Genomic DNA, 12,914 nt, shown 5'->3' on the forward strand with positions numbered 1-12,914 from the left:
GAAGAACACGGGTTTTTCTGTTATAATGGACGGGCAGAACAAAAGGAAAGGATGAACGGAATGGAAACAATCTTATTGGGCGCCGTGCTGGGGGTTCTGGTACTGGTGCTGCTGCTGTTGTGGAAACTATACGGAGCGCTGGCCGCCCGGGAAGAAGTGCTGCGCCAGCAGGCCCGGGAAGATGCGGACCGGCTCCGGGACAGCCTGGACCAGAAGGTGACCCTGTCCATGGGTGTGGTCAGCGACCGGCTGGGGCAGGTAAGCCGCGGCCTGGGGTCCATGCAGAGCCTGGCCCAGGGGGTGGGGGACCTGAAAAAGGTGCTTACCAACGTAAAGAACCGGGGTATCTGGGGGGAAATGCAGCTGGGGAACCTGTTGGCAGATATGCTGGCCCCGGACCAGTACGGCACCAATGTGGCCGTCCGGCCCCGGAGTCAGGAACGGGTGGAATTTGCCATCCGGCTGCCGGGACGGACCGGTGAAGGGCCGGTGTGGCTGCCCATTGACGCCAAATTTCCCCTGGAAGATTACCAGCGGTTGGTGGAGGCCCGGGAGGCCGGGGACGGGGACGGGGAAACCCTGGCCCTGAAGCAGCTGGAATTGCGGTTAAAAAGCGAGGCCCGGGATATTCGGGACAAGTATATTGCCCCGCCCTATTCCACGGATTTTGGGCTGCTGTACCTGCCTCTGGAGGGGCTTTTTGCGGAAGCGGTATCCCTGCCGGGCCTGGTGGGGGAACTCCAGCGGAAGTACCGGGTGACACTGGCGGGTCCCACTACCCTGGCGGCGCTCATCAACAGCCTTCAAATGGGGTTCCGGACCCTGGCCGTGCAAAAACAGACCAGCCAGGTTTGGCGACTGGTGGCCCAGATCAACAATGATTTGGGAACTTTCCAGCTGGCGGTGGAGAAGGCGGAGAAAAAGCTGGAAGAAGCCCAAAATGCCCTGGAAACCGTGGGAAATCGGACCCGGATATTGAAAAAACATTTAGAACAGGCAGAAAAATTTACACAGGCCCTTGACAATCCGGACAAAAGTGATTAGACTTGTAATCAAGTTCTTGTATCACCTAAATTCATATAGAAAATTGTCTATGAAGGAACCAAGTACACATGATCTTTTCCTACAGAGAGTTGCTGGCAGTGAAAAGCAGCGGAAGATGGTGTGGAATCCACTCCGGAGATGGTGGGGGCAGCAACCCACCCGGCCAAGCCGTTACACTGGAAATGAGGCTGCACCGCAGCGAAATAAGGTGGCACCACGTGAGAGATCTTCTCCCGTCCTTGACATACCCATTTAGGGGGTCAAGAACGGGAGTTTTATTTTTCTTAAAGGAGAGATAACAATGGACAAGAAAAAAGTCATCGTGGTAGAGCGTATTTCGGACAAAGGCGTGGAAATGCTGAAAAACCAGCCGGATTTGGAAGTGGATGTAAAATTTGACATTCCTCGTGAAGAGTTATTAAAGATTGTGGGAAAATACGATGCCATTGTGGTGCGCAGCGTAACCAAAATCAACGAAGAATTTTATCAGGCAGCCACCAACCTGAAGGTGGTGGGCCGTGCCGGCAACGGGGTAGACAACATCGATATTGCCGGAGCTACCCAGCGGGGCATCATTGTGGTGAATACTCCGGAAGCCAACGTAATTTCGGCCGCTGAACATACCATTGGCCTGATGCTGGCTTCCTGCCGGAATACGGTACGGGCCCAGAAGATGATTGAAAGCAAGGTCTGGGACCGGAAGGACCTGAAGGGCGTGGAACTGTACCACAAGACCCTGGGGATTATCGGCCTGGGCCGGATTGGTACCTTGGTTACCAAGCGGATGCAGGCTTTTGAAATGAAGGTTATTGCCTACGATCCCTACATTCCCGACAGCCGGTTCAAACGGCTGGGGGTAGAAAAATGTGAAACCCTGGATGAGTTGCTGGCCCAAGCCGATATTATCACCATCCATACTCCCAAGACGGAAGAAACCATCAATATGCTGGGCAAGGCCGAACTGGCCAAATGCAAGGACGGGGTTCGCCTGGTGAACTGCGCCCGGGGCGGCTTGTACAACGAACAGGCTGTAGCTGACGCTATCAAGGCTGGCAAGGTAGCCAGCATCGGTTTGGACGTACTGGTAGATGAACCCAAACCCATTTCCCCCTTGATTGGCCTGAACCAATGCGTACTGACGCCCCACTTGGGCGCTGACACGGTGGAAGCCCAGGACAAGGTGGGCATCGCCATTGCCGAAGAAGTGGTAAACGTACTGAAGGGCCAAATGGTGCCCAACGCTGTGAACCTGCCGGCCCTGCATCCCCAGGAACTGGAAGGCATGGCTGGCTATCTGCAGCTGGGCGAATGCCTGGGCAAGTTCTATTACCAGCTGGAGAAAGACCCGGTGGACAAGGTGGAGATCATCTACCAGGGACCGGCTGCCCATCTGGAAACCAACCTGATTACCCGCAGCATCTTGAAGGGCCTGTTTGACCCCATCCTGAAGGAACGGGTCAACGTGGTCAACGCCGAACTGGCCGCCGAGAACCGGGGCGTAGCCGTGGTGGAAGGCAAGGTCAATGGGGAAGACCGGGTGAACCGGATCAGCCTGCGGGTGTACAGCGGGGAAAAGGTCTTTACCGCAGCCGGAACGGTTGCGCCGGACAATACGCCCCATATTACGGAACTCCAGGGCTATGCCTTTGATGTGGTACCGGCACCCTATATGCTCCTGGCCAAGAACGATGATAAGCCGGGCATGATTGGGCAGATTGGTACTCTGATGGGAGCCGCCCATGTGAACATTGCCACCATGCAGGTGGCCCGGGATATGGATAAGGGCAGCGCTATGATGGTAATGACCGTGGACAGCACCGTGGATAAGAGCACCCTGCAAATTGTGGCAGGTTTGGACGGCATCAATTCTGCGGACTTTGTAAAATTGTAAAAATAATAGACAGCAAAAAGGAGTGCAGCCAGGGGGCCGCACTCCTTTTTTGATTGCTGAAACTGGGTCAGCTTTTGGCCCTGTTTTGTACCAGCCGGAAACTGTTGCAGGCACACAGGCCCCCCGCTGCGTTGCCGGCGGAAATGACCAGAATCCGCAGGAGGGCATCCCCATTCATCCGGCCTGCCATAAAGAAGTAGAACATATCCGCAATGCTGTGTTCGTAGCCGCTGAGAACGAAAACGATTACCCCCAGGAAGACGGCCAGGTACTTTCCGGGAACGTGGGGAGCACTGCGGTAGCCTTCCACCGCCAGGAACACGAAAATATTGCAGAAAAACCCCAGGATGAACAGGCTCAGCAGGCTGTCCTGGCTCTTGGCATAAACCAGGGCCTGGGCCGCGCTGCGGCTGGCAATCACTACCCGGGTTTGGGATAGGAGCAGGGCCGTAAGGCCGGTACCCACCAGATTCCCCAGCCAAATCAGGGGCAGTTTCAGGGCGTAGGCAGCGTCCTGCTGCAGGGCATAGCACGCCCGGCCGGTAAACAGGGCAAAACCGTACTGGCAGATGGTCAAAAGGCCAATGCAGAACAGACAGGCGCCCAGGAGCCGGTTGGATTGGGCTACAAAGGCGGCACCTCCCAGGCCGATGCAGACCCCGGCGAGGATTGCAGAAGCGAAAAGTTTCAGTTGTTCCATGGTATTCCCCTCTCAGAAGCAAAATATAAGCTGCCAAAAGCGGCAGAGGTGATTCTACTTCCACTATACCTGAGGCAGGAAAACTTGTCAAAAGAAAGCGTACAATAAAGTTGAGTTAACCAGTAATAAATATAAGAACTTTTAATATTTGCCTTGCCAAAATAGGAAAAATGCCGGGAAAACAGCTGAAATGCCTGTCTGAAAACTTCGCTTAGATGGACAATATGGATAAAAATCCCGTTCTTCTTTACAAATTAGGAGAAAAATCTGCAAAGAACAAGGCTAAAAAGGCTGTTTTGAAAATATTTCAATATACCTGCATTAAAAACTAATTTTGAAGCCGTTGAAAAGTACGTGAAATTTAGGTAAAATATTACCATTCTAAATTTTTTCTCATTTTTTTTCTTTTTTTACAGAGGGGGATGACCTATGCAATTCGATTTAGTTGGTTTTTTCCTGAATCCATTGGTCCTGCTGTTTTTGACCATGGCTTTGGGAAACATGTTCGGTGAACTGCAGTTCAAGAAGTTCAAGTTCGGTATCACCGGGACCCTGTTTGTGGGCCTGGGCATCGGCTACTTCCTGACCCAGTACGCCGCCACCATCGCCAAGGGCAGCAAGTATTTTGCTACTGCCACCACCATCATGCAGGGGAAAGTAATCAACGGCACCCTGATGAACCTGTCTTTGCTGATTTTCCTGGTTGGTACCGGTCTGTTGGCCGCCAAGGACATGAAGTACGCCATCAGCAAATTCGGCCGTCAATTTGTGATTCTTGCCATTTTTATTCCGTTTGTAGGCGCTGTTTGTTCCTATGGCTTCTCCAAAGCCCTGGACAACATGAGCCCCTACCAGATTACCGGTACCTACACCGGCGCTCTGACCAGCTCCACCGGCCTGGCTGCTGCTACGGAATCTTCCGATTCTGAATCCCGGCGGATTGCCCAGGATTTCCAGAATCAGGACCAGAAGACCCAAAAGAAGATGCTGGCCATCATCAACGGGGCCAAGGCTCGGGATGCCAAGCTGCGCAACCAGCCGGTTCCTGAAACCATGACCGTAGAAAATACCCAGAGCCTGAAAAACGAAGACGTTGAAGTGTTCGTTACGGAAGCCAAAGCCGGCGTAGGCGTTGGCCATTCCATCGGTTATCCTTTCGGCGTACTGTTCCTGATCATCGCCGTAAACGTAATTCCCAAAATCTTTGGGTTTGACGTGGAAAAGGAAAAAGAAGAGTACTTTGCCCAAAAGGCCTTGGATATTAAAAAGAATGAAAACCTGGCCGTGGACAAGATGCCGGAAGTTCCCCTGGACTTTATCGGTTTCTCCCTGGCAGCCTTCCTGGGCTTCCTGCTGGGTTCCATTAAGATTTACCTGGGACCTTTGGGGATGTTCTCCCTGGGTTCTACCGGCGGCGCCATCATCGTTTCCTTGATTCTGGGCGCTGTGGGCAAACTGGGTCCCATCCACTTCCGCATGAACTCCATGGTGCTGGGCAAGATGCGTACCTACTTCCTGTCCGTGTTCCTGGCTGGTACCGGCCTGAACTACGGCTTCCGGGTGGTGGATGCCATCACCGGCGCTGGCTACATGATCGTAATCATTTCTTCCCTGGTAGCCATCCTGTCCATCCTGTTCGGCTTCCTGCTGGGCCGCTACTGCTTCCACATCAACTGGACCCTCTTGTGCGGCGCCATCACCGGCGGCATGACCTCCGCTCCTGGCCTGGGTGCTGCCATTGATGCCATTGAATGCGATGAACCGGCTGTATCCTACGGTGCTACCCAGCCCCTGGCTACCCTGTTCATGGTAATCTTCTCCATCATCATCCATAAGCTGCCTATCTGATGCAGCTGTCCAAAATTGTCTGCCAAAGCCCTTGGGGTTCTGGCAGACAATTTTTTATGGCTTGGCAGGAAACTGCCCTGCGTAAGAAATTTGTGCTAAAATGTTGGTAAAACAACGGACTATTCTTTCCGTTTTGCTATAATACAAGCAAGGGGGGAGGAACATGCAGGCAGGAACTGTTTTTTCATTGGTACAAAACAACCAGCCCGTAGAAGGCTGCACCATTTCCGGACAGCTGTTTCCAGGGAAACAGGCAGAGGCCCTGCTTTTCTCGTTGGCTCAGGGAACGTCCATCAGCGCTGAGAGTTATCCTCAGGGACGGCTTTATTTGGGCCTTGCAGGAGAGCTGGTACTTCAGGATCCGGAGGAGCAGCGCCAGGTAGGCGCCGGTCAGGTGGCCTTTCGCAAGGGCGGCAGCTTGACCAAGCTTCTGGCTCCCCAAGCTGCAATTTATGCAGAAATTCCCATCAAGGAGGAAAAAAACATGGCAATGGCATTGGATGCAGGAAAAGTAATGAAGCTGGCTGACCTGGTTCCCTACCAGGCAGGCAAAATCGTCAACCGGGATCTGGTGGACGAGGCACATATGAAGTTTGTGGTGCTGAGCTTTGCCGGCGGAACAGCGCTGCCGGAACACGCTGCACCGGGCCAGGCCCTGATTTTCGCCCTGGATGGGGAAGCAGTCATTACCTACGAAGGCAAGGACCATCTCATTAAGGCAGGGGAAAACTTCGTCTTCGCTCCCGGCGGCCTTCACGCCGTCCGGGTGGAGCAGGGACAGCAGTTTAAGATGGCCCTGCTGCTAAATCTCTAAGCATTGAACATAAGGAATACCCTGGATTGAAGATTTTCATAGGGGGCGTGCAGCGGCGCGTCCCCGCTTTTTTTTGCCCGAAAGGGGAAGTGGGGTACCTGAAAACACCTTTACAGAATTATCAAAATTGCTGTAGAATATTTGTATACAAAAAACACAGGAGGCATTTTCCCATGGACACCAACAATCTCCGTTATTTTGCCGCTGTGGCCAAGTATGGTTCTATTACCCAGGCGGCCAAGGCCATGTATATTTCCCAGCCCCAGCTGAGCCACATCATCAAGCAGCTGGAACAGGAAATGGGCCTGACCTTGTTTCGGCGGACCAGCCAGGGCACCCGGCTTACCGTGGACGGCCAGCGGGTTTTGAGCCACTGCAAGGTGATTCTCAGGGAAATGGACAGGCTGGAAAATATGGCCAGTACCCAGAAAATGGACCACAGCCGCCTGAATGTCAGTATGACCCGGTTTTCCCATACTTCCGAGTGTTTTAACGAAATCTGCCGGAAGTACCAGGATATCAACAGTTTTTCCAGCCACCTGTGCGAAGCAGCCACCATGAATGTGGTGGAGCAGGTGAAAAGCGGGTATTCCAATGTAGGGGTGATCCATGTTTCTACCCAGCGGCCGGACCTTACCGGGTACTTTGCCCAGCAGGGCCTGACCTACCTGCCGCTGGCCTGCTTTAAGCCCTATGTGTGCCTGTCCAAGGAGCATGAGCTGATCCGCCGGCACGGCCGGAAGGGTATCCATATCCAGGACTTGCAGGACTACGGCTTTGTCCGGTACATGGGGCAGTATGAGGACTTTATTTATCATATCAGTACGGAAAAGGGGCCTATAGACCTGAACGAGGCCCGGAAGATTGTTTACGTCAACGATCGGCAGGAACAGATGCGGCTGTTGTCCAAAACCAATTTCTTTACGGTGGGGATTATGGAATTTCCGGACCAGGGGGCCATGTACGGGGTGATTTCCGTGCCCCTTTTGGGCTGCCAGGAACATCTGCGCTTTGGGATTATTTTGCGGCAAAATGCAATTTTATCCCAAATGGAGGAGGATTTTATCACCCTGCTGCAGAATCAATACCATAAACTCCAGGCACAGGAAGCGGACCTTTTATCGGCTTCGTAAATACCCCCTATGTAAATCATCTATTTCCTGCATGGATTCATCTTATCTTATAATGAATTTGTGAAGTTTTCGCAAGATTCGAAAATAGGAGGATGAACGAAGATGATGGAATTTTTGGATGCATTGGACAGTGTGCTGTATTATCCCATCCTGCTGGTGGTCATGGGGGCTGCCGGTTTGTACTTTAGTGTGCGCATGGGCTTTGTGCAGCTGCGGCGGCTGCCGGAAGCCATTCACCTGGTGATGGCCAAACCGGCGGATGGAAGTACTACCTCTCCTTTTCAGGCACTGATGGTTTCCACGGCGGCCTGTGTGGGAACCGGGAATATCATCGGGGTATCCACGGCCATTTGTTTGGGGGGACCGGGGGCTGTGTTCTGGATGACCTTGATGGCGATTATTGGGGCGGCTTCTTCCTTTACGGAATGCACCCTAGCCCAGATCTTCAAGCGGCGGAAAGAGGACGGTTCCTCCTACGGGGGCCCGGCCTACTACATTGAAGATGCCCTGCACAATAAGGCTCTGGCAACTGCCTTCGTTATTTTCCTGCTGCTGACCTATTCCTTTGGGTTCAACCTTCTGTGCTCCTACAATGTGCAGTCCACCTTTTCCGTCTACAGCTTTTATAATCCGTCGGTAACCCCGGCCATTATTGGGGCTATTATGGCAGCCTTGGTAGGAATCTGCGTACTGGGCGGTTCCAAGGCCATTGAAAAAGCTGCCAGCCTGCTGGTACCCGTTATGGGGGTGGCGTATGTTGTCGTTACGGTGGTGGTTTTGGTGATGAATTATCAAGTTCTTCCGCAGGTTATCGAAACCATTTTTGCGGATGCATTCAACTTCCGGGCTATTTTTGGCGGTATCGGCGGGTCCTGCCTGGTCATGGGCATTAAACGGGGGCTCTATTCCAACGAAGCTGGGGTGGGCAGTGCGCCTAACGCAGCAGCTTCCGCCACTACCACCCATCCGGTAAAACAGGGACTGGTGCAGATGCTGTCCGTATACATCGATACGGTCATCCTGTGCAACGCTACGGCACTGATGTGCCTGGTGTCCGGGGTGCAGGGCAATGCAGAAAATGCCGGGGCTGTATGGGTACAAACGTCCTTGTATCAGGTGCTGGGCAGCTTTGGCCCTATGTTTATCACCGTGGCCATGATTTTGTTCTCCTTCACTACGCTGATAGGGAACATTTACTACTGCCAGAACGGACTGGCCTATCTGAACCATAAAAAGATGCCCAGTCAAGGCTTTATGAAGGGTTTCTACCTGTATGCCGTCTTGATTGTCTTTGTAGGCGCCATTATTCCTATGGCAGCAGCCTGGGATTTGGCAGACATTATGATGGGCGGCATGACCCTGATCAACCTGACGGCCTGCCTGCTGCTCAGCGGGGTGGTTGTCAAGGCATATCAGGATTATTGCAAACAAAAGGCTGCCGGGCTGGATCCCCAGTTCCTGGGCTCCGCCATTGGCCTGAAACCCAGCGAAATTGAATTTTGGAAGGACGGCACGGAAAGCCACGAAGAAACTGACGAGGACGACGAAGGGCTGGAAGCGTTAAGCAATCATGCTGGTCCTTCCTTGTAAAACTTGGCTTTATAAAATAGCTTGACCTAAGAAGGGGGAAAGGGCAATGGTTTTGGAAAAGAAAGAAGTACAGCAAATCCTGGATGATGCGTTAAACGAAGGGCGCAGCGTCCTGTACGAGGGCAAGGTGGCCAGTTATATTCCTGAACTGGCCAAGGCCAACTCTGGCAATCTGGGTGTGTGCATTATGAAAAAAGATGGCAGCGTTTACAGCGCCGGGGATGATAATATTCCCTTTACCATCCAAAGTATTTCCAAAACCTTTGGCCTGATTCTGGCCCTGCAGACTGCCGGCTACGACAAGGTATTCAGCAAAATCGGCATGGAACCTACTGGAGACCGGTTTGACAGCATTCTGCAGCTGGAACTGAAGGATTGGCGTCCCTTTAACCCCATGATCAACGCCGGAGCCATTGTGACCACCAGCTGCATCGAAACTCCGGACCCTTTCGGTTCCTTCCTGGAACTGGTCCGGAAGCTGTGTGACAATCCCAAAATCCGGCTGAACGAATGCGTGTACCAGTCCGAGAAAAAGACCGGCACCCGGAACCGCTCCATCGCCTTTTTGCTGAAAAGCGACCATGTGCTGGACGGGGAACCGGAAGAGGTACTGGATGTCTATTTTCGGATGTGCTCTGTTATGGTTACCGCCCGGGATTTGGCCCACTACGGCATGATCCTGTCCAACCACGGGGTGGACCCCAAAACCGGGGAACAGCTGGTGGATTCCAAGATTATCCGGATTGTGACCACCCTGATGATGCTCTGCGGGATGTACGACGAATCCGGGGAATACGCAGTGAAAGTGGGGCTGCCCAGCAAAAGCGGCGTAGGCGGCGGGATTTGCGCCGTCGCCCGGCAGGGCGTGGGCATTGGGACCTTCGGTCCCATGCTGAACAAGAAGGGCAACAGTGTAGGGGGCATGAAAATCCTCCAGGTCCTTTCCGACCGGCTGGGCCTGCACGTATTTGATTCCAAAGCGTTCTAATCTCATTGCTATAGATAAACTCCCTCTTTTTTCGAAAAAGGCCTGTGCAGCTCCAGCACGGGCCTTTTTCATGGTATAATAAAAACTTGAGACAAATAACCTGTACCCAATGGGGCAGTACGCAAACAAGGAGGCAATACCATGGACCTGGCACCCAAACTCACCATGCTGATTTCGCTTTTGATTTTCGGGACCATTGGGTTGGTGCGGCGGTTTATTCCCCTGGATTCCGTGCCGCTGGCCCTGCTCCGGGCGCTTTTGGGCTGCGTAACCCTGGTTCTCATTATGGCCGTAACCCGGCAGCCCCTGCGGCTGCGGGAGCTTTTGGCCTACAAGGGGAAACTGCTGCTATGCGGTCTTTTGCTGGGCTTGGACTGGATCTGCTTTTTTGAGTCCTTTAACTATACTACGGTTGCCGTGGCTACCCTGTGCTACTATATGGCCCCGGTCTTTATGCTGTTGGCGGCGCCCCTGGTGTTTCACGAAACCCTGGGCCCCTGGAAGCTGGCCTGCGCTGGCTGCACAATTTTGGGGATGCTGCTGGTTTCCGGGTACGTGGGCAGTACGGAAATCCAGATTCAAGGCCCGGGGGTGGTCTTTGCCCTGTTGGGAGCCCTGTTCTATGCCGGGGTTATCATCCTGAACAAGGGCATCCTGGGCCTCACCGCCTACGAAAAATCTGCCACCCAGCTGGGGATTGCGGCCCTTTTGCTGCTGCCTTACACGGCGGCAGTGGGCAAGCTGCACTTTGCCGGGGTGGGGACAACGGGAGCCCTTTTGATTCTGGTTTTGGGGGTGGTCCATACAGGACTGGCCTACGGTCTGTACTACGGCTCCCTGACCCAGGTATCCGCCCAGGCTACGGCCCTGCTCAGCTATGTAGACCCCATTACCGCAGTGCTGCTGTCCGCCTTTGTGCTCCGGGAACCCATGTCGGCCTGGCAGGCTGCCGGGGTATGCCTGGTTCTGGGCGGCATGATTGGCAGTGAAATCAAGAACCCGCTGAAAAAAGCGGCGTAAAAGAAAGAAGGAGAGGGTTATGGATCCTTTGGCACATGTATTTCATCCCGGCGATATTGTCCGGCATTTCAAATGGGAAACCTTGACTGACGAGGAAAAGAAAACCAACCGGTATCTGTATCGGATTATTGGCCCCGCCGTCCATACGGAAACCCGGGAACCCCTGATGGTCTACCAGGCCCTGTATGGGGATTTTGGGGTGTACGCCCGGCCTTCCGCCATGTTCTACAGCGAAGTGGAACACGACAAGTACCCCCAAATCCAGCAGAAATACCGTTTTGAAAAGCTGCGGAAATAAAAAGGTAAACCTATAAATATATATGGTTGACACAAATAAGAAATGCTTCTATACTGGGAAGCAGAAAACCCCAGGAATGCAGCGGCATTCCTTACCCCCATCTTCCCTCAAGGAGGGGGAACCCCTGCAAAAAACAAGTCCGGTCATTGGTGGCCCCGGGCTTGTTTTTTTATGTCCGGCAGGGGAAATTCACGGTTTTTCAAGAAAATTGCTTTTTATCCGTAATTGTCATATGATAAAGAAATCAAAGTAGTATTTTTGGGAGGCCTCCGGGGCCCTTCCTGAAATAGAATGGAGAATGCAGGATGGATAACGAAATGATACTGACCGATGACTTGCGCCGGGTGCCCCGGGAGGAACTGGACCGGCGGCTGGAGCAGCTGCGCAGAGCCCTGACCCAGGAGGACCCGGGGTGGCAGCTGGCGGTGGTGACCGAAAAGACCAGTATGTACTACTATACGGGAACCATGCAGGAAGGCGCCTATCTGGTGCGGCCCCAGGATGCGGTGCTGTGGGTCCGGCGGAGTCTCAGACGGGCCCGGAACGAATCCCTGCTGCCCGCCAGCCAGATTCGTCCCATGCACAGCTTCAGACAGGCGGCGGTCTACTATGACGATGAGCCCCCGGAGCGCATCTACCTGGACGAAAAGCACACTTCCCTGGAGTGGCTGGGGCTTTTTGGCAAATACTTCCAGACGGAGCGGTGGCAGCCCTTGAACAAACTGCTGACCCGGCTGCGCAGCGTAAAAAGCCCCTACGAGCTAGCTCTCATGGAGCGCAGCGGCCGGATTCACCAGCAGGTGCTGACCCAGGAGGTAACCGGTCTGGTCCACACGGGCATCAGCGAGGCGGAACTGGCCATTCAGCTGTATTGGAAAATGGTCCAGCAGGGCAGCCAGGGTATTGCCCGTACCAACCGGCCCACCGGGGAAGATGTGGTGGGGCTTACCTCCTTTGGCAAAAGCGCCCTGGTGCCCACGGCCTTTGACGGTCCCGGGGGCACAGATGGCACCTGCATTGCCATGCAGAGCATCGGTTCTGCCTTCCGGTTTTTGAAGCCGGGTCGGCTGATTTATTTGGACATTCCCTGCGGCTTTGACGGCTACACCACGGACAAAAGCGTGGTGTACTACTACGGAGACCTGGCAGCGGATCCTCAGGGGGAGGAAATCCGCCGGGCCTACGCCTACTGTGTGGCTCTGGAGCAGGAAACGGCTTCCCTCCTAAAGCCCGGAGCGGTGCTGGGGGAAATCTACGACCAGGTGATGGGCCATTTTGACCATCGGTACGACGGTATTTTTATGAACGGGGGAAAATTCCTGGGCCACAGCGTGGGGCTGTGCCTGGATGAAACCCCAGTAATTGCCGGCGGCGTAAGGGACCGGGCAGAGGAGAATATGACCTTTGCCCTGGAACCCAAAATCGCCCTGCCGGGCATCGGCATGGTGGGTACGGAAAATACCTACCGGATTACCAGTAAGGGTGCGCTCTGCCTCACAGGCGGCCCTCAGGAGCTGGTGATAATCCCTGCGAAAGGGTCTTCACCAGAGTCTGAAAAAATGATAAAATGAATCATTAGAGTGTGAGG

11 protein-coding genes and 1 other annotated feature are annotated in these 12,914 nt (G+C 53.7%); of the genes, 10 read left to right on the forward strand and 1 reads right to left on the reverse strand.

Annotated features, from left to right (window positions below; all coding sequences use genetic code 11):
• Positions 1-60: 60 nt before the first annotated feature.
• Positions 61-1,044 carry a DNA recombination protein RmuC gene (locus LKE88_RS09530; protein ID WP_105326666.1) on the forward strand — a complete coding sequence of 328 codons (984 nt, stop codon included), beginning with the start codon at positions 61-63 and terminating at the stop codon, positions 1,042-1,044.
• A 40-nt stretch (positions 1,045-1,084) separates the two neighbouring features.
• Positions 1,085-1,288: a binding site (T-box leader), on the forward strand.
• A 57-nt stretch (positions 1,289-1,345) separates the two neighbouring features.
• Positions 1,346-2,935 (forward strand): phosphoglycerate dehydrogenase, encoded by a 1,590-nt coding sequence (gene serA, locus LKE88_RS09535; RefSeq protein WP_105326667.1) that lies wholly within the window; start codon positions 1,346-1,348, stop codon positions 2,933-2,935.
• Between the two features lie 67 nt (positions 2,936-3,002).
• Here serA and LKE88_RS09540 read toward each other — a convergent pair whose 3' ends face one another.
• On the reverse strand, positions 3,003-3,635 hold the full coding sequence (locus tag LKE88_RS09540; RefSeq protein ID WP_105326668.1) for a formate/nitrite transporter family protein: 633 nt from the start codon (positions 3,633-3,635) through the stop codon (positions 3,003-3,005).
• Positions 3,636-4,064: 429 nt separating this feature from the next.
• On the opposite strand from LKE88_RS09540, the gene LKE88_RS09545 reads away from it, so the two are divergent.
• From LKE88_RS09545 to LKE88_RS09580, 8 genes are all read left to right on the forward strand, one after another.
• A complete protein-coding gene (locus LKE88_RS09545; protein ID WP_105326669.1) occupies positions 4,065-5,483 on the forward strand; it encodes an aspartate-alanine antiporter-like transporter in 1,419 nt (472 codons plus the stop codon).
• 163 nt (positions 5,484-5,646) lie between these two features.
• Positions 5,647-6,297 (forward strand): cupin domain-containing protein, encoded by a 651-nt coding sequence (locus LKE88_RS09550; protein ID WP_105326670.1) that lies wholly within the window; start codon positions 5,647-5,649, stop codon positions 6,295-6,297.
• 173 nt (positions 6,298-6,470) lie between these two features.
• Positions 6,471-7,430 carry a LysR family transcriptional regulator gene (locus LKE88_RS09555; RefSeq protein WP_276803456.1) on the forward strand — a complete coding sequence of 320 codons (960 nt, stop codon included), beginning with the start codon at positions 6,471-6,473 and terminating at the stop codon, positions 7,428-7,430.
• A gap of 102 nt (positions 7,431-7,532) precedes the next feature.
• Positions 7,533-9,020: an alanine/glycine:cation symporter family protein gene (locus LKE88_RS09560; protein WP_105326672.1), complete on the forward strand. Its 1,488-nt coding sequence runs from the start codon at positions 7,533-7,535 to the stop codon at positions 9,018-9,020.
• Between the two features lie 46 nt (positions 9,021-9,066).
• Positions 9,067-10,008, forward strand: coding sequence for a glutaminase A (gene glsA / locus LKE88_RS09565; RefSeq protein ID WP_105326673.1), 942 nt, complete (start codon positions 9,067-9,069; stop codon positions 10,006-10,008).
• Between the two features lie 141 nt (positions 10,009-10,149).
• Entirely contained in the window at positions 10,150-11,028 is an 879-nt protein-coding gene (locus tag LKE88_RS09570; RefSeq protein ID WP_105326674.1) for a DMT family transporter, read from the forward strand.
• A 19-nt stretch (positions 11,029-11,047) separates the two neighbouring features.
• Positions 11,048-11,326, forward strand: coding sequence for a DUF1653 domain-containing protein (locus LKE88_RS09575; RefSeq protein WP_105326675.1), 279 nt, complete (start codon positions 11,048-11,050; stop codon positions 11,324-11,326).
• A gap of 305 nt (positions 11,327-11,631) precedes the next feature.
• On the forward strand, positions 11,632-12,897 hold the full coding sequence (locus tag LKE88_RS09580) for a M24 family metallopeptidase (RefSeq protein ID WP_105326676.1): 1,266 nt from the start codon (positions 11,632-11,634) through the stop codon (positions 12,895-12,897).
• Positions 12,898-12,914 lie beyond the last annotated feature (17 nt).

The sequence above is a fragment of the Acidaminococcus hominis genome, from assembly GCF_022484025.1.
Taxonomy (GTDB): Bacteria; Bacillota; Negativicutes; order Acidaminococcales; family Acidaminococcaceae; genus Acidaminococcus; species Acidaminococcus hominis.

Excerpts from the sequence above, each read along its gene's own strand:
- glsA (WP_105326673.1), top strand. The coding sequence starts at position 9,067 with ATGGTTTTGGAAAAGAAAGAAGTACAGCAAATCCTGGATGATGCGTTA.
- LKE88_RS09530 (WP_105326666.1), top strand. The coding sequence starts at position 61 with ATGGAAACAATCTTATTGGGCGCCGTGCTGGGGGTTCTGGTACTGGTG.
- LKE88_RS09540 (WP_105326668.1), bottom strand. The coding sequence starts at position 3,635 with ATGGAACAACTGAAACTTTTCGCTTCTGCAATCCTCGCCGGGGTCTGC.
- LKE88_RS09580 (WP_105326676.1), top strand. The coding sequence starts at position 11,632 with ATGGATAACGAAATGATACTGACCGATGACTTGCGCCGGGTGCCCCGG.
- LKE88_RS09575 (WP_105326675.1), top strand. The coding sequence starts at position 11,048 with ATGGATCCTTTGGCACATGTATTTCATCCCGGCGATATTGTCCGGCAT.
- serA (WP_105326667.1), top strand. The coding sequence starts at position 1,346 with ATGGACAAGAAAAAAGTCATCGTGGTAGAGCGTATTTCGGACAAAGGC.
- LKE88_RS09545 (WP_105326669.1), top strand. The coding sequence starts at position 4,065 with ATGCAATTCGATTTAGTTGGTTTTTTCCTGAATCCATTGGTCCTGCTG.
- LKE88_RS09560 (WP_105326672.1), top strand. The coding sequence starts at position 7,533 with ATGATGGAATTTTTGGATGCATTGGACAGTGTGCTGTATTATCCCATC.
- LKE88_RS09555 (WP_276803456.1), top strand. The coding sequence starts at position 6,471 with ATGGACACCAACAATCTCCGTTATTTTGCCGCTGTGGCCAAGTATGGT.
- LKE88_RS09570 (WP_105326674.1), top strand. The coding sequence starts at position 10,150 with ATGGACCTGGCACCCAAACTCACCATGCTGATTTCGCTTTTGATTTTC.
- LKE88_RS09550 (WP_105326670.1), top strand. The coding sequence starts at position 5,647 with ATGCAGGCAGGAACTGTTTTTTCATTGGTACAAAACAACCAGCCCGTA.